The sequence below is a fragment of the Nocardioides sp. NPDC101246 genome, from assembly GCF_044767415.1.
In the GTDB taxonomy this organism is placed as follows: Bacteria; Actinomycetota; Actinomycetes; order Propionibacteriales; family Nocardioidaceae; genus Nocardioides.
Genome location: NZ_JBIWNX010000002.1, coordinates 451,689 through 473,559 on the forward strand (window position 1 = coordinate 451,689; position 21,871 = coordinate 473,559).

Consider the following 21,871-nt stretch of genomic DNA (forward strand, 5'->3'; position numbering starts at 1 on the left):
ATCATGGCGTGTTGACGAAATTTCCCCTCATTTGGGGAGGCTGATGCGTAATGTGCATCGTGTGCGAATCCACATTTTCGGGACGTACGACGCCAGGTCCCATCCTCGGGTTGCGGTCCTGATCGAGGGCCTGCACGCCATCGGTGCCGACGTGACCGAGGTGAACCGCCCACTCGGACTGGACACTGCGGCGCGGGTCGCCATCCTGCGGCAACCATGGCGGCTGCCGCTGTTCGCGTTCCGCCTCCTGGCCTGCTGGATCGGGTTGGCATGGGGCTCGATCAGGGCTCGGGGCGAGGGCCCACCCGATGCGGTCCTGGTCGGATATCTGGGTCATTTCGACGTGCATCTCGCACGAATTCTCTATCCCAGATCGACCATCGTCCTCGACCATATGGTCTCGGCCGCCGGAGTTGCCGCCAACCGTCGTCTGGCGTCCTCCGGCGATCTCAAATACAGGCTGATGAAACTGATCGACAAGGCCGCCGTCAGCAGTGCTGACATCGTCATCGTCGACACCGAGGAACACCAGGACGCATTGCCGCAACGAGCACGAGATCGGTCGGTCGTGTGCCCGGTGGGAGCGACCCAGGAGTGGCTCGACGCGGGCTCCCGAGCCCTGGGGCACGCGACCGGCGATCCACTGCGCGTCATCTTCGTCGGCCTCTTCTCGCCGGCCCACGGGACCCCGGTCATCGCCGAGGCGCTCGACATGCTCCGTGACGACGAGAGGATCGAGGTGACGATGGTCGGACGCGGTCAGGAGTACGCCGACGCCCGCCGCGTCGCGGCTCCGAACCCGCACATCACCTGGATCGACTGGATCAGCGCCGAGGACCTTCCCACCTTCGTGTCCGGGTTCGACGTCAGCCTCGGGCTCTTCGGCACCGTGCCTCAAGCCCTGAACGTCGTGCCCACCAAGGCTTTCCAAGGCGCTGCCGCCGGATGTGTGGTCCTCACCTCCGACACCGCACCACAACGACGCGCCCTGGAAGGCTCCTCCATGCTCGTGACCCCAGGGACCGCCACCGAGCTCGCCGCCGCTCTGCGGAAGCTGGCCGGCGACCCCGACGAGACGCAGCACCTGCGTTGTGCGGCGCACGACCTCGCCAGCGAGCTCTACAGCCCCAGCGCCGTCGTCGCGCCGCTCCTGACCCGCATCGACCCGGCCGCCTGAGCCTCCGCCGCATCCACCACGAAGGACCCGATGATCACCACCTCCTCCGCCGCCACTCCCCCGATGCCGCCACTCGCGCCGCGAGCCTGGCTCCGATACGACGTGGTCAGCCGCATCCTCGACCGTCTGGCCCCGACCACCGCTCTCGAGATCGGCTGTGGGCAGGGCGCGTTCGGGGCGCGCCTGGCCCAGCGTGCCGACTATGTGGGCGTCGAGCCGGACGGCGACTCCTTCGCGGTCGCATACGAGCGCATCACGCGAAAGGGCGGCACCGTGCTCAACGCGATGTCCTCCGAGCTCGAACCGGGCACGACGTACGACCTGGTCTGCGCCTTCGAGGTGCTCGAGCACATCGAGGACGACAAGGGAGCGTTGGCCGAGTGGGTCACCCACCTGCGGCCCGGTGGGCATCTGGTGCTCTCGGTGCCGGCGTTCCAGGAACGCTTCGGGCCGATGGACAGACATGCCGGCCACTTCCGGCGCTACAGCCCGGAGGAGGTCACCGCACGGCTGGAGGAGGCCGGACTGCGCGACGTCGAGATCACCGTCTACGGATGGCCGCTCGGCTACGCGCTGGAGGCGGTGCGCAATCGCATCGACGCCAAGAAGCTCGCGACGGTGGGCGACCTCACCCCCGAGGAGCTCACCAGATCGACCGGGCGCACCTTTCAGCCGAGCAGCAGGATCAGCGGCCGGGTCATCGCCGCCGCGACCGCCCCGTTCATGGCACTCCAGCGGCTACGCCCTCGCGTCGGCACCGGCCTCGTGGCGGTCGCGACCGTCCCAGGATGAGGCCGGTTCGGTGAACCCGGCGACCGAGACCAGCGTTCCGACCAGAGCGAGACCGGCCAGCACCACGGCCACCGCTACCGCCGCCGGGAAGGTCGGCGCCATCACCTCACCGGCGCCGTCGTTGGGCAAAGACACGTAGCCGATCAGGAGCACGAGGATCGCCACGAGCCAGAGTCCTGAGACGACCCAGGAGAGCCTGGGCGCGGCGGTCAGGCCGATGCCGCTCAGGAGTGCCGACACCACCGTCAACGGCACCAGGTAGCGCCAGGACGCGCCACCGCCTTGTGCGACATAGGTCAGCTGCAGCCCGATGATGGCCACGACCAGGACGACCGCCAGCAGCCCGGTCCAGATCTCTGCCGCCCCCCATCGCCTCGACCGCCGCAGGATCACCACGACGCCGGCGAGCACGGGGGCGATCGTCAGCAGCAGCCCGATGAGCCGATGGTCCTCGAGGGCGAGCGGGGTGAGGAGCTGGCGCCAGACCTCCGGATCGAACGCGACCTCGTGCACCGGGCGTACGGTGCGGTTCTGCAACGGCCCGGGCTGACCGACCAGCTCGCTCTGGGCACCGGAGAGGTTGCCGGTGGCGCGGAGATTTCGCAGATAGAACCAGGCGTTGACGAGCACGGCGAACGCCACCGCACCGCTCAGCCTGGCCAGGGCCGTCCAGCGACGGTCCTCGAGCAGCCACCGCACCCCGAGGACACTCGCGCACACGGCGATGACGACCGCGCCGGGCAGGCGGGTGGCAAGCGCCGCGGTCGCGCACAGCGCGAAGGCTACGGCCGTTCCGGTGCCGATCCCGCGCCTGAGCATCTGCGCGCTCAAGCCGACCATGAGCGTGACCCAGAGCGCGAACACGGTGTCGTTGAGGATCATGCCGCCCAGCGAGGCGACGCCCGGGGTCACCGCGGTCACCGCTCCGGCCATGACGGCGGCCCGCGGCCGGGTGGGCACGATCACGTACGCCGCCCACATCACGGCCACGACCAGGCCGCACGTCATGCCCACCGTCACGGCACGGCCGGCAAGCCCCGCGATCAGCAGATGATCGGCATCGGTCAGCGGCCCGATGACCGGGGCCTGGAAGAGGTAGTAGAGCGGAGGATGCTGCCCGGTCCAGTCGAAGGGCGGGTGGAACCCCCACAGCTGAGGCATCCGCATCGGATCACCGATCCGGACGAGCTCGCCGTGCCAGAGCCGATAGGCGTGGTCGGCGTGCGCGGACTCGTCGGCCGTGCCGTAGAGCGGTTGGGAGAGGGCGTACGCAGAGCACACGGCCGCGCAGGCAAGGACGTTGGCGACCAGGCCGATGGCCCAGAGCCGACTGGTCTTCGACACGACGATCTCCTGAGCCGGTCGAGGGGGCCGGCCGAGCCCTTGACGTGCTCTGCAGCAAACCATTTCCGCCCGCGCATCCGCACGCCGAATCTCCGACAACTCTTGCGACGTACCGCCCCAGATGATGTCTGCAGGCCGGGGCAACTCATAGCCTTCCGAGTTGTGAGTTCATCCGATCGGTGGCGCTCAGGCGTCGTCCTTGCGCTTCTCCTCCTCTTCGTCGCGGTGACCTTCGGTCCCGCGCTCGTGGGTCAGGGGATGCTGCTGGACACCGGATGGCTGCACGCGATGATGCCGTACGCCGCCGACGGGCCGATCCCGCAAGGGACCCTGTGGTGCCGCGGCGACACCTGGGACTACTACCTGCCCGGCGTCGAGAACATCGTCGAGGGCGTACGCCACGGCAACTGGCAGACCTGGGCGCCCTACGAGGTGGGCGGCGCACCGCTGGCCTCACTGCCGAACCACGCGGTGCTGAGCCCGGTCTCGTGGCCCTACTGGGTGATGCCGATGTGGCTGGCGCCCGCCTGGGTGAAGCTCACCGAGCTGGTGCTGGTGCTGGTCGGGATGGTGCTGTTCCTCGGTCGGCTCGGGGTGCGGCGCAGCATCGCGCTGGTCGCCGGGCTGGTCTTCTTCACCTCCGGGTTCATGATGATGTGGACCAACTGGCCGCACACCAAGGTCGCCTGCCTGATCCCGCTGCTGCTGTGGGCCCTGGACCGCGCGGTGCGCGAGCGCGGCGCGCGGGACCTGGCCGCCGTCGGCCTGGTCGTCGCGGCGATGCTGCTCGGCGGGTTCCCCGCGGTGACGATGTTCGCGCTGACCCTGGGTGGGATCTACGTGGTCGTACGAGCGCTCGCGCTACCCGGCCTGCGGCGCACGCTGGTCGCGGGCGGCGTCGCCGCCGGCGGCGTCACGCTCGGGGTCGCGCTCTCCGCGGTCCAGGTGCTCCCCTTCGTGCTCAACATGAGCACTCTCGGGCTCGACGGGCGGGTCCCCAATCAGGTCAAGCCCGCCAGTCTCGTGCTGACGACCGTCGCCCCCGACGTCTACGGCACCTGCGTCGACGGGCTCTGGTCCGGCGAGGACAACCCGATCGAGTCGATCTCCTTCGTCGGCGTCGCCGCGCTGATCCTGGTCCTGTGCGCCCTGGTCGTCCGGCTCCCCGGCGGTCGCCGTCCCTCGACGCCCGCACTGCTCGCGGTCGTTCTGGCCGCGGTCGTCTGGCTGCTGTGGATCGGCGGCCTGCCGCTCGAGCTGCTCCAGAAGCTGCCCGGCTACAGCTCCAACAGCTTCGGGCGGGCGAACTCGATCTTCGGGTTCCTGTGTGCGGTGCTGGCCGGGATCGGGCTGGAGCGGCTGGTCCAGCGGGCCGAGGCGTCTCCTGACGGGGAGGGTCGGTCCCGGCGTCCTCGTCTGGTGGTGTCGCTGGTCGTGCTGTTGGCGGCCGTGGGGGTGGCTGCGTACTTCCTGTATGCGGCCTACGCCTACATCGACGGCGCCCCGCGGCCGATCCCCGAGCTCGCCGCGAAGCTGCGGGTGCCGGCGCTGCTGGGAGTGGCCTCGGTCCTCGCGGTGGCGGCGACGCTGCTGCTGCGGGGCCGGTTGCGGCTGCTGGGGCCGCTGGTGCTCGTGCTGGCGGTGCTCGCGCAGAGCACGATGTTCGCCCGCGAGGTGCTGCCGCTGACCGACCGCGAAGACTTCTACCCGGTCACCCCGGCCCACGAGTTCCTGAAGGAGAACCTCGGAGCGGAACGCTACGGCGCCTCGGGCTGGGAGCACTCGGCCGTCGCCGACCACTACCGGCTGCGTACGCCGACCGGTCATGAGTTCACCTCGCCGGAGTGGAAGGCGCTGATCGCCGCGGTCAGCCCGGACGCCCAGCTGTCGCCGACCTACACCGACTTCCCCGCCAACGTGCCCTCGCCGGGACGTCAGCCGGTGCTCGACCAGCTCTCGGTCCGCTACTGGGTGACCCAGCCGCTGGAGGTCATCGGCGTCGCCGAGCCGACGCCGGTGCCGGTCGCGCAGCGGCGACGGTTGACTGTGATGCCCGGCGAGCAGGCGACCTGCCAGGTCCCGCAGGGCGACCTGCGCGGGATCGAGGCGACCGTTCCGGAAGGCCTGAAGCCGCGGGCGCAGCAGCCGACGGTCGTCCGGGTGAGCGTCGGGACCGGCGCGGAGAAGATCACCTCCGAGCGCGCGGTCGCCGTGAACCGGCCGCTCAAGCGCGGCGAGAAGCTGCGCGTCGCCGTGCCCGACCACCGCTTCACCGCCGGACCGGTGCCGGTCACCATCTCGTTCTCGGGGAAGCGGAAGCCCGTCCAGCTGGCCGGCCGCACCGACGGCACCGCGGTCTGCGCCGCGGTCCGGCCGGAGCAGGGCGACGGCCTCAGGGTCGTGCACGCCTCGGCCGGCGCGGTCGTCTACGAGCGCGCGAGCGCCCTGCCCCGGATCCGCTGGGCCGGCACCAGCGAGGTCGTCACCGACGGGCCCACGCGAGTGCGCCGGCTGGCCGAGGGCGTCGCGCCCGGCACGGTGCTCCTCGACGACGACTCGACGCCGGCCGCCTCCGGCTCGACCGCCCAGGTCGAGGTACGCCGCGACGAGGCCGAGACGATCTCGGCCGAGGTCACCGCGGACGGAGCCGGCTACCTCGTCGTCGCCGACTCGATCGCCCGCCCGGGCTGGTCGGCGACGGTCGACGGCCGCCCGGTGGACCTGGTTCCCGGCAACCACGCCTTCGCCGCCGTGCCCGTCCCGGACGGAACCCACACGGTCACGCTGACCTACGAGGCTCCGGGGCTTCGTATGGGTGCCGTGGTCTCGTTCCTCGGCGCCCTGGTGACGCTGGGGCTGCTGCTCGTTCCTCGGGTGCTGGACCGGCGCCGTGGCAGACGCCGCGTGGACCTCTCCTGAACGCCAGGTTTCCCTAGCACATACGCCTGATGACACCCGCGAGGGGGCGTGGGGCCGCGGATTCCACGCGGTAATGTGGCAGCTCGGAAGCCCCTCACCTGCCCCGAATCCGTTCGGTCCCACTACCTGCCCTGAGGTCCCTGTGAAGCTTGTCGTTCAAGTCCCCTGCCTCAACGAGGAGGAGACGCTCCCGTCCGTGCTGGAGTCGATTCCGAAGCAGATCCCCGGAATCGACGAGATCGTGATCCTCATCGTCGACGATGGGTGCACCGACCGGACGGTCGAGGTGGCCAAGGAGCACGGCGTGCGCGAGTTCGTGCACCACTCCCGCAACCAGGGTCTCGGCCGGAGCTTCCACGACGGCGTGGTCCGCGCGCTCGAGCTGGGCGCCGACATCGTGGTCAACACCGACGGCGACAACCAGTACCCGCAGGACCGCATCACCGACCTGGTCCAGCCGATCATCAACGGCCAGGCCGACATCGTCATCGGCGACCGGCAGGTCGACCGGATCGAGCACTTCTCCGGACTGAAGAAGAAGCTGCAGAAGGTCGGCTCCAAGGTGGTCAACATGGCCGCCGAGACCGACCTGCCCGACGCGGCCAGCGGCTTCCGCGCCTACTCGCGCGAGTCGCTGATGCTGCTCAACACCGTGACCCGCTTCTCCTACTGCATGGAGACGATCATCCAGGCGGGCAACAAGCGGATGAAGATCGCCTCGGTGCCGATCGAGACCAACGCCAAGACGCGTGAGTCGCGACTGTTCAAGTCGATGCCGGAGCACATCATGAAGTCGGGCGCGGCGATCGTGCGCTCCTACATGATGTACAAGCCGTACGCCATCTTCGTCTGGCTCACCGCCTTCTTCTTCGTCCTCGGAGCGATCCCGTTCGTCCGCTACCTCGTGCTGTGGATCAGCGGCGACAACGGCAACCACATCCAGTCGCTGCTGCTCGGCGGCGTGCTGATCAACCTGGCCTTCATGTCCGCGATGCTCGGCGTGATCTCCGACCTGATCCGCACCAACCGGGTGCTCATCGAGGACGACCTCGAGCACACCAAGAAGGCTCGCTTCGGCAAGTCCGGCACCGAGATGCTTCGCGACCAGACCTCGGTCGCCGAGTTCGACCTGCCGCACACCCCGCGGACGAGCCAGACCCAGTCCGGCGAGACGTGGACGACCAGCCTGTGACAGTGACCCACTCCGACTCGGTCTCCGCCACGGAGGCCGGTTCTTCGACCACGCCGGACCCCACGAGACCCAGCCTTGCGAAGCGGCTGCTCAAGATCGGGCTCGCCCTCCTCGTCGTGCTCGGCGGCGCCTACCTGGTCTGGCGCCAGCGCGCCGACCTGGCCACCGCGGTCCAGGAGCTGAGCCTCGGCCGGGTCGCGATCGCCGGAGTCCTGGCGCTCGTCGGCACCATGCTGATCGGCCAGATCTGGGTAGCCCTCCTGCACGGCATGGGCATCCGGCCGTCGATGCGTGAGTCCCACTCGGTCTTCTACGTCTCCCAGCTGGGCAAGTACCTGCCCGGCTCGGTGTGGCCTGTCGTCGCGCAGATGCAGTTCGGGCTGCGCTGGGGCGTCGCCCGCCGGACGATGCTCGGCGTCAACATCCTCTTCATGGGCATCGTCGTCGCCAGCGGCATCGGCGTCGGCGCGCTCCTGCTCCCCTGGTCCTCCTCCGAGGGCCTGAGTCGCTACTGGTGGCTGCTGCTCCTGCTGGTGCCGCTGGCCGTCTGCCTGCACCCGCGGGTCGTCCCAGGCGTGCTCGACTGGCTCTTCGCCCGGCTCGGCCGGGAACCCCTCGGCGTACGCCTCACCGCGCGGGGCCTCTTCACCGCCATCGGCTGGGCAGTGCTCGCCTGGGTCGCCTTCGGCCTCCACCTGGCCGTGATGATGCAGTCCTACGCCTCGATCGGGCCGCTCGAGGTCGCCGCCGCGACCGGCGGGATGGCCCTGGCGTGGGCCGCGGGGATCGCGTTCATCCCGGCCCCGGCCGGCGCCGGGATCCGCGAGGCGCTGCTCGCCCTCACCCTCGGCCCGATCATCGGGGTCCCCGAGGCACTCACCGTGGCGCTCGCCTCGCGCGTACTCCTGCTCCTTGCCGACGTGGTGCTGGCCGGACTGGGAGCGGTCCTCGGGCGGCGTACGTCGGCCTAACGGGTAGGTAGAGGTGCGGAGGTCCTGGTGCCGTCGAGCTCGACCGTGACGCTCCGCTTCTCGAACGGCTCGAGGGAGCGGTGAGCCCAGATGCGGATCCGCTGATGATCCTCAGCGATCCAGACCTCGGCACAGGGCTCGTAGCCCTTCTCGATCGCGGCTTCCACCCAGCCGCCGGGGGCCATCGCGGTCATCTGCAGCACCACCGGGACCTCTCCGCTCTCCATCGTCGCCGTCAGCTGCTTCTGGTTGCGGCCGAAGTCGTAGTGGAAGAGGTAGAACGGCGTCGGGTTCTCGATGTCGAGGGCGTCGTACATCGACAGGTGGTTGCCCAGCACGAAAGCGGTGCGGCCACCCTTCAGGCACCGTGTCATCTCGGGCCGTACCGCGTCCGCCCAGGCATCGGCGGCCTCGATCTGACGACTGTCCCGGCTCAGGTCGTCGACATGCTCGACGGCTGAGGCGAGGGGGACCGCCGCCAGGACGAGGCAGGCACCCGCCGAGACGGCGACCAGCCTCGCCGGCAGCCTCGTGCCGATCATCATGACGCCGACGACGAGCACGAGGATGACCGGCCCGATCAGGCTGTGGGCGCCGAACCCGAAAACAAGAGCCGCACCCACCCACGCTGCTCCGGCCGCGAACCCCACGATGGCGGTCACCACCTGCCAGCCGGTCATCGATGTCGGTCTGCTCGGCAACGAGACCTGCTCCCTGCGGTCGTACGCGTCGCAGAGGACGAAGACCAGAGCCGCGAACAGCAGCGCGCTCACGGTCTCGGTGTGCCCGGGGCCGGGGCGCCGGATCGGGACGGTCGCGAGAAGAAGAGCGCACAACGCCAGGAACCGTGTCGGCTCGCTCGCCAGACGCCACACGACCGGCACGAAGATCAGCAGCAGGAGGAACGGGTAGAGGGCCACGATGAGATAGCCCTCCCCGTCCGACGGCACGTCGAAGAAGGGCCAGCCGAAGTGCTTCGGAAACTGCTGGGTCTGACCCAGAATGACCTGTCGGTTGAGCTCGCCGAGACTCATCCCGTAGCCGATCCGGTAGAAGAGCACCTCCGAGACGAATCCGGCAAGGATTCCGACGGCGAGGGCGACACATCGTGCCAGTCTGTCCCGCATCGGCGCCTTGTCCCGCCCGATGAGCTCGTACACTCCCGCCGCGCCGGTGAGCAGGATCGCCAGCTCGACGTGCTGCCAGAAGAGAGCGGCCGGGACGAGCATCCGCACCGCCAACCCCCAGCGTCCGGAGTCGAGCCGGCCTCCAGGCAGGAGGAGGAACGCGAAGACCACCGGTAGGACGTACTTCACCTGCGCGGGCGACGCGAGGGTCAGGACGGCCAGCGCCATGGCGCCCATCGCGGCCGGATGTACGCGTCTGCGCAGGCCGATCGCGGCCACGAGGACGGCCGACAGGGTCACCGCGAAGAAGCGCCCCAGGAGGAACTCCCACCACATCGGGTCCCCGCCTGCCAGCCGGTAGACCAGGCTGTTCACCCACCAGGACCCGGCGTTCCAGCCGTGCTGGAAGTCGACCAGCGGTATCGCACCCTCGGCGGTGAGCTTGCCCAGGTAGTACTGCGCTCCTCTGTCCCCAGTCAACGGGTCCATCTGTGCCGTCAGGGTGTAGGCGGCCCGTACGACGGCGACGACGACGATCACAGCGAAGGTGGCCCATCTGACCGGGCCGATGGGTTCACGCACTCGGTGCGCATGCGATGGGGTCGCCGTCGCGGCCGACGCATCGGGCATGGTCCGAAGGTACGCGCTGCGGCAGCCTCCCGCAGGTGGATCGCCAGGACCTAGGTCATGGAGCCCGATGATGCTCGGGCTCGTGGCGGTGGCGCATCACCCGCGCCGCGCGGCTGCCACCGGCGTACGTCCTGGCCGACCGTGCCGCGAGGCAGACTGCGGCCACGCCGCACACGAGTCCCGCGGCCACCACGACTCCGGCGCCCCTGGCGTCGGAGTTCGGTAGCCGGCCCACGTAGGTCACCGAAGTGATGAACCAGTCGAAGATCAGCAGGGCGTAGACACCCAGCGCAAGCGTGATCACGGCCGCCGCCAGCCGACTCCGCGACTCGCGTGAGCCGGCCGGGATGACGTCGACGATCGCCATGACACCGACCGCGAGCACCGACGCCAGCAGCGGCATGAGCGGCATCAGGTAACGGTCGTTCGGGTTTCCGCCGGCCGCGACGAAGCCGATCAGGTTCACCAGGACGAGCGCCGCGTGGGCCGTGAGCAGCAGCCATCCGGCCCGTGTCGAGGGCGCGTCCGTCGGTCGGGTGGTGCTGCGGCGGACGAGCAGGACGAGAAGACCGAGCACCGCGACGACGGCGAGCACGTCGGCGCCCGCCGCGTATCCCTCGGCGAGCAGCGGCGCCCATAGGCGCTCGTACCAGTCCACCCAGAGCGAGCCGTCGGTCACGATCTGCCACCACGTCCCGTTCGGTTCCCGGTCGAACTTGTCCAGCAGCGCATGGCTGGCGGTCGGGTCTCCGTAGAGGACGATGTTGCGGACGTAGAACCAGCCGGTGGCGAGGGCCGGAACACCTGCGGCCACGGCCGAGGCGGCCAGCGCCCGGACCATCCCGCGACGGGTGTGGTCCCTCAGCAGCAGAGCCACCGCGATGGCCGCGCCACACAGGACGACGGTCAGGACCCCCGGCGCCTTCGCCCCGGCCGCGGCGGTCCCGGCCAGCGCGACCAAGGTCAGCCGCCCCGGCGACAGGCCGCGGTTCAGGATCCGGATCGTGGCCAGCAGGGTCAGCGAGGACGCCGCGACCGCAACCCCGTCGTTGGCGATGTGCCCGCCCGCGCTCACCAGCACGGCGCACGAGGCGCTGATCCCCGTGGCCAGGAACGCGACTGCCGCCCGCCGGGTCACCTCGAAGGCGATCAGGCCCACCAGCAGTACGCACAGCGCGGAGGCGACGGCATTGATGAGCCGCATCCCGACGATCATCACCTGAGGCGCGTCGAGCGCCCCGGCCGCGGCTACGAACGGCAGCGAGATCAGGTAGTAGAGCGGTGGGTGGTTGGCGGTCCAGATGTGGCGGTGCGGCTCGTCGGCCATGGTCCCCAGCCCCTCGACGACCTGCGGGTACCGACGGGCATCGGTCGTCACGGGCGTGTCGATCGTCGGCAGCCGTCCCGAGGCAAGCTCCACCGCGTAACCGGCGTTCGGCCCCTCGTCCCGGGTCTGATACTGCAGCACCCGGGTGAGCGCGACGTAGCTGCTCAGGCTCAGCGCGAAGATCGCGACCAGCACCATCGCTGCCAGCAGCCGCTTCGGGAGACGTTCCTCGGTGTGGTCCTCTGGTGTGGACTGGAGCATTCGGACCTTCGGGTGGGGCGTGTGGGCTTTGGTGAGCCTATGCGTGATTCTCTGCTGTTCTTCTCTACTTAGGGCGTGTCGTTTGAGGTGGGCCTTGTCGTTGGGTGTGTGCGGGGTTTGCCTTGTGTTTTTCGACTGTTGCGCGGGGCTGGTGTTGGGCCGCCGACCCGTTCTTCGAGGGTCTTCTCGACCTGGACCGGAGTAAAGGACGGCCTGCGGCCGCCGGCTGACGCCGGCCGCTTCGCGGTCCTTGACACCGGACCACGTCGAGAAAAGATTTGGCTGGCTATCGGGGCGGCGGCCCGGGTGTGGTCGCGGGGAACCGCCCCGGGCAGGGGACGGCTTCTACGGGCGAACGAAAATTCGTTCGCCCCACCGAGCAGAGCCTCCTCCAGCGGAAAGAAAATTCCTTCCACCAGCAGGGCCCACACCCGGCGGAGACCGACTCACGCTGCGAACGAAAATTCGTTCACCAACCACCCCACTCACTCACACGGCGAAGCGATCAGCCGATTCCCAGGCCCCTACCCAACGCAACATCTCCGCGCCAAACCCCTGCCGCCGACCCGATAGCCAGCCAAAATTCTCGCCGGAACCCGGTGTCAAGGATCGCCGAAGGCGACCGGCGTCAGCCGGCGGCCGCAGGCCGTCCTTTACTCCGGGATCCGGCGAGAACACCCTCCCCGAAAGGGTCGGCGGCAAACCCCAACCACAAAGCACCGCAACCTCAGCGCGTCGCCACGATCTCCCCACGCCGAACGGTGAGGTCACGCTGAGCGATGTCTCCGCGAGACTTGTGGGTCCAGATCGTGACAGTCGTCGCCTGCTTCTCGATCCGCACGATCGAGCAGGGAACGTAGTTGGCACGGATGGCATCGGTGAGCCACGGCTGCGGCGTGTGCAGCGGCATGGTCTCGATGATGACCGGGATCGACCCGTCCTCGAGCTGAGGCATCAGCACGTCCTCGTACTGCGCGAAGTCGTAGTGGAACAGGTAGTAGGGCGTCGGGTTGGTGATCGGCAGCGCGTCGTAGAGCGCGAGGTAGTTGGGCATGACCAGCGCCTCGCGGGTGCCGCCGCTGCATCGCTCGTACTCCGGGCCCGCCCAGCGGGCGATCGCGTCGGTCACCTGGAACGACTTCGCGTCGCGGCGCATGTCGTCGAGGTGGTCGACGGCGGCAAGCGCGGGTACGCAGCCGAGTGCGACGAGTGCGCCGGCGGAGACGGCTGCGGTCGCTCCTCGGAGGAACGCTCCCCCGAGGACCGCCCCGGCGACAGCCAGAGCCACGAGGAGCACGGCGCCGGCCATGCTCTGGAGACCGAAGCCGATCCAGAGGGTGGCGGCTGCCCAGATCGCTCCGGCCGCGGCGAGGGGTAGCGCGGACAGAAGCTGTGTTGGTTTCGACACCAGTTCGCTCGTTCCTCGCGAACCCGGCTCAACCAGCGGCGACGTGCGGCGCTCGTAGAGCTCGGCCACCGCCAGGACGACGGCGAGCAGGACGAGAGCCGAGACGGTGGTGGTGTGGGGGTTGTCGACGCGCCGGATCGGGACGACGACGAGGACCAGCCCGGCCAGCGCGACCAGCCGGGTGGAGTCCGAGACCCGCTGCCACACCAGCGGCACGAACGGGATCAGCAGCGCGAACGGGTAGAGCGCCAGGATGAAGAAGCGCCCCGACTCGGTCGGCAGGTCGAAGAAGTTCCACACCGCGTACTGCGAACCCGCATGGGTCTCGGTCTGCCCGAGGATCACCTGCCGGTTGAAGTCGGCGAAGGAGAGCCCCCACAAGACCCGGTATGCCATGGCCTGGAGGACCAGCCCGAGCACGAATCCACCGGCCAGCTGAACGCAGTTGAGGATCCGGGTCCGCCAGGGCACCGAGCGCCGCGCGAACAGCTCGAAGAGCCCTGAGGCGCCGGTGAGGAGCACGGCGAGCTCGACGTACTGCCAGAAGACGAGGGCCGGGAGGAGCACCCGGGCGGCCGCGGCCAGGCGCGGGCGTGACTCGAGCCAGCCGGTCGGCAGCAGGACGAAGACCCACAGCAGACAGATCGTGTACTTGATGTGCAGCGGGGTGGCCAGCAGGAGCACCCCGAGCGCCAGCGCGATCATCACCGCCGGGTGCAGGCGGAGACGGAGGCCGATGGCGGCGGCGAGGACCGCGCCGAGGCCGGCGCCGAGCAGGCGGCCCCAGAGGAAGTACCAGATCGTCGGGGACCCGGAGGCGACCCCATAGAGGACGGCGGAGACCCAGAACGAGCCTGCGTTCCAGCCGTGCTCGAAGTCGACCAGCGGGATCGCGCCGTGGGCGGTCATCTTCGCCAGGTGGTACTGAGCACCGAAGTCCTGGGTCAGGAAGGTGCCGTTCTGGGCGCCGACCGAGTACGCGGACCAGACCAGCGCCAGCACACAGACCCCGGCGAAGGTCGCCCAGCGCACGGTCCCCACACGTTCGGCCCGCTCCCCCGATGTCGCCATGAGGAGGACCCTAGGGCGAGCAGGTGGCGGCGCGGAAACTCCACGCCGTCACCTACGAGAATCAGCCTTTGGTGAGGACCGAGGTGCGCTCCGGGTAGGGCAGCGTCGGGGTGAGACCGGCATGGATGGTCTCCTTCATCCCCGATGCGGCGATGGCCTCGACGTAGCGCTTGCGGCGGCTGTTGTCGAAGACGATGATCCCGCCGGGAGCGAGCCGGTCCTTGGCCTTCTCCAGGCACGCCTCGCGGGCGCGCCCGTCGACGACCACGAGGTCGAACTCGCCGTCGACGTCGTCGATGGAGTTGACGTACGCCTCGAAGTCGAGGCCCGCGTGGCCCTCCTTCTGCGAGGGGACGACCGGGTTCTCGGAGGCCACCGGCTCGATGACCCGCAGCGAGATCTTCTCCTCGCCGGCGAGCTCGGCCTGCATCATCTCGCCGAAGCCCTTGTGGTGCTCGACGGAGTGGATCTCGTCGGCGCGGCGGGAGAGCCAGATGGTGGAGGCGCCGGAGCCGTACTCATAGACCCGGATCGGGCGCTCACGCTGGCTCAGCCAGGCGTCGACGGCGGTGATCGCGTCGTAGGTCCACCACGGCACGTCGAGCTTCGCCATCGCCAGGGAGTCGTAGACCTTGGTGAGCGAGTGGGCCCAGTGACGCCAGCGCTGCTCGACCGGCGGTGCGGCCTCCTTCGCGAGTCCCGTCTTCGTCAGCCCGCGACCGACTGCCTTGAGCGAGGCGGCATAGGACTGCTTGGCCAAGGAAAGCGGGGAACGACCTGAGGTGGACATTGATCTCCAGAGAAAGGATGGCGGGCAGCATTCGAAACGATACCGGCGAACCGTGCCCGCTACTCGGAACGTTCTGCCAAACGCTTGGTGAGTCGTGCGAGAACATCCGGCGGCAGGAAAGCCGACACATCCCCACCGAAATGGGCCATCTCCTTGATCAGCGAGGAGGAGACCGCGGCCCAGCGTGGGTCGTTGAGCAGGAAGACGGTCTCGACGCCGCTCATGTGGGCGTTCATCTGCGCCATCGGCGCCTCGTACTCCAGGTCGGGCGCCCCGCGCAGACCCTTCACGATCGCCTGGGCGTCGATCTCGACGCAGAAGTCGGTGACCAGACCGGTGAACCCCTGGACCCGTACGTTGCCCAGCGCAGCGGTCATCTCGGTGAGCATCTCCATCCGCTCCTCGGCCGTGAACAGGCGCTTCGACTTCGACGGGTTGACCCCGACCCCGACGACGACCTCGTCGAACATCGCCGAGGCGCGGGTGAAGATGTCGAGATGGCCGAACGTGGGCGGGTCGAACGAACCGGGGCACACCGCGCGACGCGTCATTGTCTTCTGTCTCCTTCGATCTGTGTCGATCAGTCGGCCCTTGGTTCATTCCGGCGCGTGGGCGTACCAGAGCGTGGTCTCGCCGTACTTCTTCGACTTCTGGTCGGTGAACCCGTCGGGCCAGACCGGCTCGGGGCTGCGCGCGGACCGCTCGACGACGACCAGGGCACCCGGAACAAGCCAGCCGTGCTTGACCAGCAGCGCGATGTCCTCGGAGACGGCGTCGTCGGAGAGCGGGTAGGGCGGGTCGAGGAAGACCATGTCGTAGGGGGCCACCGGCGGCGTCACCAGGGTGCTCGCCACGGTGGCCGCGACCACGTTGGCCCGCGGGAAGCCGAGCTCCTTCGCGTTGGAACGGATCACCCCTGCCGTACGCCGGTCCGACTCGACGAGGGTCACCACCCCGGCGCCACGGGACCACGCCTCCAGACCGACCGCGCCGGTGCCGGCGTAGAGGTCGAGGAAGCGCAGCCCGGCCAGGGAGCCGTAGGAGGACTCGATCGCCGAGAAGAGCGCCTCGCGGACCCGATCGGTGGTGGGACGGGTCCGCACCCCCTTGGGAGCGAGTAGGCGTCGCCCTCCTGCGACGCCACCGATGATCCGAGTCATTGGGATACCTTAGGACTTTTCCAAGTAGTCGGCGGAGGCGGACTCCTCGATCTCGGTGACCCGCTCGGCCAGGAGCGGTGCGGTGGCGAGATCCGGGTCGTCCCCGAGCAGTGCCTCGGCCGCCTCGCGCGCCTCCAGGATCGTCTCCTCGTCGCGCAGCACGCGGAGGCTCTCCAGGCTCGATCGCCGGCCGGACTGGGAGGCGCCGAGGACGTCTCCCTCGCGGCGCTGGTCGAGGTCGACCCGGGACAGCGCGAACCCGTCGGTGGTCTGGGCGACCGCGTCGAGGCGGGTCCTGGCCGGGGTGCCGGCCTCGGCGTGGGAGACGAGCAGGCACAGCCCGTGCAGCCCGCCACGGCCGACCCGGCCGCGCAGCTGGTGGAGCTGGGAGACCCCGAAGCGATCGGCGTCGAGGATGACCATGGTGGTGGCGTTGGGTACGTCCACGCCGACCTCGATCACGGTGGTGGCGATCAGCACGTCGACGTCGCCTGCGGCGAAGGTGCTCATGGTGCGCTCCTTCTCCTCGGCGGGGAGCTTGCCGTGGAGCTTGGCGACGCTCAGCCCCTTCAGCGGACCGGTGGTCAGCTCCTCGGTGACCTCGTCGACGGCGGAGAGCTGGGCCGGGGCGGCCTTGACCTCGTTGCCGTCGGCGTCGAAGTCGCGCTGGTCGCTCTCCCCCTGCTCGGACTCGTCGCCGCTGATCCGCGGGGCGACGACGTAGACCTGGTGGCCCGATCCGACCTCTTCCTTGACGCGTTCCCACACCCGGGCGATCCACGCGGGATGGTCCACGAGCGAGACCAGGTTGGTCTGGATCTCGGCCCGTCCGGCCGGGAGCTCGGTGAGCGTGGAGACCTCGAGGTCGCCGAAGACGGTCATCGCGACCGTACGCGGGATCGGCGTCGCGGTCATCACCAGCAGGTGCGGTGGGGTGCCGGCCTTGTCGGTCAGGGCGGCCCGCTGCTCGACGCCGAAGCGATGCTGCTCGTCGACCACGACCAGGCCGAGGTCGTCGAACATCACCTGGTCCTGGAGCAGGGCGTGGGTGCCGACGACGATCCCGGCCTCGCCGGTGGCGATCCGGCTCAGCGGCCCCTTGCGCTGGGTCTTGGTCATCGATCCGGTGAGGAGCTCGACATGGGTCTGTTCCTGGTCGCCGGCGAAGAGCCCGCCGGCCAGGCCGCTGGCGGCCAGGTCGCCGAGCATCGCGGTGATCGAACGGTAGTGCTGCTGGGCGAGCACCTCGGTCGGCGCCAGCAGCGCGGCCTGGCCGCCGGAGTCGACGACCTTGAGCATGGCGCGCAGCGCGACCAGCGTCTTGCCGGAGCCGACCTCACCCTGGAGCAGGCGGTTCATCGGGTGGGGCTGGGCCAGCGCCACCTCGAGCTCCTCCCCGATCTCGGCCTGCCCCTTGGTCAGCGTGAACGGCAGCCGCTCGTCGAAGGCCCCGAGCAGATGGTGGACACCCCCGGTGCGGGCAGTGGTGCCCAGCGCCTGGAGCGCCCGTCGCCGTCGCCCCAGCACCAGCTGCAGGCCGAGCGCCTCCTCGAACCGGAAGCGGCGCTGGGCGCGCTGGACGTCCTTGAGCTCATGAGGTGCGTGGATCAGGTCCAGGGCGTCGCGCAGTCCCGGGACGGCGTACGTCTCCCGGAGCTGCTCGGGGAGCACGTCGGTGACCTCCTCGACGACCTGCCGGGCGAACCGCACCGCGCGCATCACGTCCCAGTGCTGGAGCCCGGCGGTGAGCGGGTAGATCGGGAAGAGCTCGGTCAGCTCCTCGACCGCCATCTGGTTGTCGGCCGCCTCGGCGGCGTTCTCGGAGTCGGACGGGTCGCCGAAGACGACCATCTGCGGGTTGGCCAGCTGCCATTCGCCGCGGAACGATCCGGCCTTGCCGACGAAGACACCGCGGACACCCGGGGCGAGCACCCCGCGGCGCCACTCGGCGATCCGCTGGGACTTGGAGAAGAAGGTGAGCTGCAGGTCGGCATCACCCGCGCGGAGCTGGGTCTCGACGCGGAAGGCGGGCCGGCCGGTGCGGCGGTCGGTGTGCTGTCGCACGACGCTGCGGACCACCTCGCCGAGCACCGTGAGCATCTCGCCCTCGTGCAGCTGCGGGGTCTGACCGAGGTCGGCGGTGCGCAGGTAGCGCCGCGGGAAGTGGTAGAGCAGGTCGCCGACGGTGCGCAGCCCGAGACCCTTGGTGAACTTCGTGGCGTGCTTGCTGTTGCCCAGAACGGCCTCGATCGGCGACTCGAGGGTGATCGGCACCGTCTCTTCTCCTCTACTCCACCGACATCAGGAGGGGGTAGCGCTCCTGGCCTCCGTCGTACACCATCACATCAACGGCCGGATGGTTGGCAGCCAGCCACGCCGCGACGGCCCCGGCGAGCTCGCCGGTGGGGTCCTCGAGGCCGGAGACCAGCGTGACCAGCTCGCCGCCACCACCGATGAGCCGGGCGAGCACGTAGGTCGCGCACGTCTCCAGGTCCTGGCCGACCTTGACGAAGTCTCCGTCGAGCACCCCGAGAGCGTCACCCGGCATACACGGCCCAGCCATCGTAATCGCTCGGGTGTTCGAGATGGTGACCGCACCGTGCCGCGCGTGTCGCGCGGTGGCGGTCATCTCGAGCACGTCCTTGTCGAACTTCCGGCCGGGCTCGTGGACCGCGATCGCGGCCAGTCCCTGCACCTGGCTGCGGGTCGAGATCACCGCGACGTTGATGTCGAGGTCGTCCTCGGCGGTCCGGGCGGCGGCCTCGGCCGACTGCCGGGTCGGGGCGTCGTTGGGGAGCACGATCACCTCGTCGGCGCCGGAGGCGGTGATCGCCTCGAGCAGCTCGGAGGTCGTCGGGCGCCGATGCGGGCCGCCCTCGATCACGATCGCGCCGGCACCGCGGAAGAGCTCGGCCAGACCGGGCCCGGCGGCGAACGCGATCACCGCACGGCCACCGCGGGTGGCGTGGCGATGGGCCTGGCCGGCGATCTGCTCGGCGAAGTGGGTCACGTGGATCCGGTGGGGCCGCCCGGCGTTGATCCCGGCCTCGATCGCGGCGCCGACGTCGTCGACGTGGACGTGCACGTTCCAGATGCCCTCGCCTCCGACGACGACCAGCGAGTCGCCCAGCGGCTGGAGCCGCTTGCGGAGGTCGGGGATCGCGGCGTCCTCGGCGTCGAGCAGGTACATCACCTCGTACGCCGGGCCACCGGGCTCCAGCGCGTGACCGTCGGCCGCGCCCATGCCGGTCTGGATCGGGATCGGGATGTGCGGGGTGCTCATCGGCACCTGCGGGCTCGGACGGCGTCCGGTCAGGGCGGTCTCGAAGGCGTCGAGCAGCACACAGATCCCGCGGCCACCAGCGTCGACCACCCCGGCAGCGGCCAGCGCCGGCAGCTGCTCCTGCGTGCGGGCAAGAGCGGCGCGAGCCGCGCTGGCGGCGACCGACATCACGTCCCGGGTCCGTGCGGTCTCGTCGATCTCGACGCATGCCTCGGCCGCGTCCGCGGCGGCCCGGAGCACGCTCAGCATGGTGCCCTCCTGGGGCTCCCCCACCGCGGCGTACGCGGCGTTCCCGGCATTGCGCAGCGCGTCGGCGAAGACCACCGCGGTGCGCTCCTCGTCGGTGGCCTGGACCAGGCGGCGCAGCAGGGCGCCGATCATCTCGGCCAGGATCACGCCCGAGTTGCCGCGCGCGCCCAGCAGCGCGCCGCGGGAGAAGGCGCGCAGTCCCTCGCGCCAGTCGGGACCGGTGAACTCGCGCAGCCGGTCACGGGCCGCGGCGATGGTGAGATAGAGGTTGGTGCCGGTGTCGCTGTCGGGCACCGGGAAGACGTTGAGCGCGTCGATCTCCTCGCGATGCGACGCGAGCGCGTCGGTCGCCAGGTCGCCGAACCGGCGGAACAGATCGAGCTTGACCTCGGCCACGCTGCCCTCCTACTCCTCGACACCTGAATGTAGCCAGACACCGTGACGCCGGACACACTGCCCGGTATCGCGGCACCCAGGGTAGGCGGTGCCCGGGTACGGGGTAAACGACGGGTGAACAAATCCGAGGCCGCAGGAAAGACACGAGCGAGTAACACCTTCTGCCGAGTTACGCCCCACCTCGGTGACGATCATCCCTAGTGTGGTGGTGACCCCAACGCCGAAGGAATCCCGGATGTCGATCCCGACCCCGACCCCACGCGCCGAACGCGTCAACGAGATCTTCGACTTCTCGGCCGGACGCGGCCTGGAGATCGGACCTCTGCACCAACCGCTCATCCCCCGAGATGCCGCGGAGGTCTCCTATCTGGACCTCTACGACCGCGACCGGCTCTACGAGTCCTACGCCGAGCATCCCCAGGTGAACCACGACACCATCCCCGAGATCGACTATCCGATGTGGGACGGCACCCGGATGCGTACGCTCGAGGAGGCTGCCAAGGATGGCGCTCCGTACGACTGGGCGCTGGCCAGCCACGTCGTCGAGCACGTCCCCGACCTGGTCGGATGGCTGGCACAGGTCGAGGCCGTCACCGCACCCGACGGGGCCCTCGTCTTGGTCGTCCCCGACCGGCGCTACACCTTCGACGCCCACCGCCCACCCACGACGATGGGTCAGATCCTGCAGGCGTACGAGGCAGGCGACACGACGCCGTCGGTGCGTGCGGTCTACGACCACCACCGGGGTGCGGTCAACACCGACGCCAAGCGTCTCCACCACCGCGGGCCGAGCGAGGCCGAGACCTGTATCCACGACCTCGGCTACACCCGGAGCCAGCTCGAGCGGGCCCGCCGGGGCGAGTACGTCGACTGCCACGTGTGGACCTACACCGACCGCTCGTTCCCCGAGATCATCGCCGAGCTGCGCCGCCTGGGGCTGACCGGCTGGTCGGTCGAGTCCCTCCTGCCCGTGCCCGAGAACGACATCGAGTTCTACGTCGTCCTGCGCCGCGGCCTCTCCCCCGACCTCCCCGCGGCGCCCGCTCTCCCGGACTGGGTCGAGCAGGGCCTCGAGCTGCGCGAGGAGGTCGCCAGGCTCCGCGAGGTCGTCGCGGACCAGCGGCGACGGCTCGAGTCCCAGCGCAAGCAGGTCGCCGGCCAACGCGCGGAGATCGACGATCTGCGCGGGTCGAAGCGGTGGAAGCTGGCCACCGCACTGGCCGCGCCGCTGGACAGGTGGCGGGATCGCCGCGCGGGCGACTGACGATTTCGCCGGGCGCAGCCGGACGGGCTACGCTTGTTCGGTTGTCTCGGCAGGGCAGCCGTTCATCGCGCCCGCCGACACCATCCAATCGTCCTCGATCATCTATTCAACCTCAGGAGTTCACGGTGGCTGCCGTCTGCGACATCTGCGACAAGAAGCCGGGCTTCGGCAACAACCGGCCGTGGTCCAAGAAGGCGACCAGGCGCCGCTTCGACCCCAACATCCAGCGCGTCCGCGCCGTCATCAACGGCACCCCGAAGCGCATGAACGTCTGCACGACCTGCATCAAGGCCGGCAAGGTTTCACGCTGAGGTAGCACGAAGGGGCCCCGCAGCAGCGCGCAAGCGCTGAAGCGGGGCCCCTTCTGCTATCTCATGAAAAGCGGGGGGGGGGGGGGCCCCCCCCCCGGGGGGGGGGGGGGGCCGGGCGGGGGGGGGGGGGGGGGGCCCCCCGGCGCCCCCCCCCCCCCCCCCCCCCCCACCAGGCAAACAACCCACCCGGTGTGTGCGC

The 21,871-nt window shown here is 69.8% G+C and carries 16 protein-coding genes; 7 read left to right on the forward strand and 9 right to left on the reverse strand.

The genetic code is table 11. The annotated features are described in order from the left end of the window. Nucleotides 1–61 precede the first annotated feature (61 nt). Nucleotides 62–1,177 (forward strand): glycosyltransferase, encoded by a 1,116-nt coding sequence (locus ACIRON_RS05260; RefSeq protein WP_402989847.1) that lies wholly within the window; start codon nucleotides 62–64, stop codon nucleotides 1,175–1,177. Between the two features lie 30 nt (nucleotides 1,178–1,207). Next, entirely contained in the window at nucleotides 1,208–1,969 is a 762-nt protein-coding gene (locus ACIRON_RS05265; RefSeq protein ID WP_402989850.1) for a class I SAM-dependent methyltransferase, read from the forward strand. Here the strand turns inward: ACIRON_RS05265 and ACIRON_RS05270 are convergent. Next, nucleotides 1,916–3,313 carry a hypothetical protein gene (locus ACIRON_RS05270; RefSeq protein WP_402989853.1) on the reverse strand — a complete coding sequence of 466 codons (1,398 nt, stop codon included), beginning with the start codon at nucleotides 3,311–3,313 and terminating at the stop codon, nucleotides 1,916–1,918. The two genes, ACIRON_RS05265 and ACIRON_RS05270, sit on opposite strands and share 54 nt — an antisense overlap. 162 nt (nucleotides 3,314–3,475) lie before the next feature. Here ACIRON_RS05270 and ACIRON_RS05275 point away from each other — a divergent pair, with 162 nt between their 5' ends. The 3 genes from ACIRON_RS05275 (at nucleotide 3,476) to ACIRON_RS05285 (ending at nucleotide 8,395) form a co-directional block, all read left to right on the forward strand. Then, nucleotides 3,476–6,232, forward strand: a complete 2,757-nt coding sequence (locus tag ACIRON_RS05275; protein ID WP_402989856.1) for a YfhO family protein — start codon at nucleotides 3,476–3,478, stop codon at nucleotides 6,230–6,232. A gap of 142 nt (nucleotides 6,233–6,374) precedes the next feature. Beyond that, a complete protein-coding gene (locus ACIRON_RS05280; RefSeq protein ID WP_402989859.1) occupies nucleotides 6,375–7,424 on the forward strand; it encodes a glycosyltransferase family 2 protein in 1,050 nt (349 codons plus the stop codon). A gap of 2 nt (nucleotides 7,425–7,426) precedes the next feature. Continuing rightward, entirely contained in the window at nucleotides 7,427–8,395 is a 969-nt protein-coding gene (locus ACIRON_RS05285; RefSeq protein WP_402989861.1) for a lysylphosphatidylglycerol synthase domain-containing protein, read from the forward strand. Here the strand turns inward: ACIRON_RS05285 and ACIRON_RS05290 are convergent. The 8 genes from ACIRON_RS05290 to ACIRON_RS05325 form a co-directional block, all read right to left on the reverse strand. Beyond that, nucleotides 8,392–10,104, reverse strand: a complete 1,713-nt coding sequence (locus ACIRON_RS05290; RefSeq protein ID WP_402989864.1) for a hypothetical protein — start codon at nucleotides 10,102–10,104, stop codon at nucleotides 8,392–8,394. The genes ACIRON_RS05285 and ACIRON_RS05290 overlap by 4 nt on opposite strands. Before the next feature lie 103 nt (nucleotides 10,105–10,207). Continuing rightward, on the reverse strand, nucleotides 10,208–11,740 hold the full coding sequence (locus ACIRON_RS05295; protein ID WP_402989867.1) for a phospholipid carrier-dependent glycosyltransferase: 1,533 nt from the start codon (nucleotides 11,738–11,740) through the stop codon (nucleotides 10,208–10,210). 727 nt (nucleotides 11,741–12,467) lie between these two features. After that, complete coding sequence (locus ACIRON_RS05300) at nucleotides 12,468–14,219, reverse strand: hypothetical protein (protein ID WP_402989870.1); 1,752 nt, start codon at nucleotides 14,217–14,219, stop codon at nucleotides 12,468–12,470. Between the two features lie 61 nt (nucleotides 14,220–14,280). After that, entirely contained in the window at nucleotides 14,281–15,009 is a 729-nt protein-coding gene (locus tag ACIRON_RS05305; protein WP_402989873.1) for a class I SAM-dependent methyltransferase, read from the reverse strand. Between the two features lie 59 nt (nucleotides 15,010–15,068). Then, a complete protein-coding gene (gene coaD / locus ACIRON_RS05310; protein WP_402989876.1) occupies nucleotides 15,069–15,560 on the reverse strand; it encodes a pantetheine-phosphate adenylyltransferase in 492 nt (163 codons plus the stop codon). Nucleotides 15,561–15,605: 45 nt separating this feature from the next. Then, the gene (gene rsmD, locus ACIRON_RS05315; RefSeq protein ID WP_402989879.1) at nucleotides 15,606–16,169 is read right to left on the reverse strand and encodes a 16S rRNA (guanine(966)-N(2))-methyltransferase RsmD; all 564 of its coding nucleotides are present in this window, start codon (nucleotides 16,167–16,169) and stop codon (nucleotides 15,606–15,608) included. A 9-nt stretch (nucleotides 16,170–16,178) separates the two neighbouring features. Further along, nucleotides 16,179–18,443, reverse strand: a complete 2,265-nt coding sequence (locus ACIRON_RS05320; RefSeq protein WP_402989882.1) for an ATP-dependent DNA helicase RecG — start codon at nucleotides 18,441–18,443, stop codon at nucleotides 16,179–16,181. 13 nt (nucleotides 18,444–18,456) lie between these two features. Further along, nucleotides 18,457–20,097, reverse strand: coding sequence for a DAK2 domain-containing protein (locus ACIRON_RS05325; RefSeq protein WP_402989885.1), 1,641 nt, complete (start codon nucleotides 20,095–20,097; stop codon nucleotides 18,457–18,459). 235 nt (nucleotides 20,098–20,332) lie between these two features. Here ACIRON_RS05325 and ACIRON_RS05330 point away from each other — a divergent pair, with 235 nt between their 5' ends. Then, nucleotides 20,333–21,361 (forward strand): class I SAM-dependent methyltransferase, encoded by a 1,029-nt coding sequence (locus tag ACIRON_RS05330; RefSeq protein ID WP_402989888.1) that lies wholly within the window; start codon nucleotides 20,333–20,335, stop codon nucleotides 21,359–21,361. Between the two features lie 125 nt (nucleotides 21,362–21,486). After that, entirely contained in the window at nucleotides 21,487–21,672 is a 186-nt protein-coding gene (gene rpmB / locus ACIRON_RS05335; protein WP_045550407.1) for a 50S ribosomal protein L28, read from the forward strand. Nucleotides 21,673–21,871: the final 199 nt, after the last annotated feature.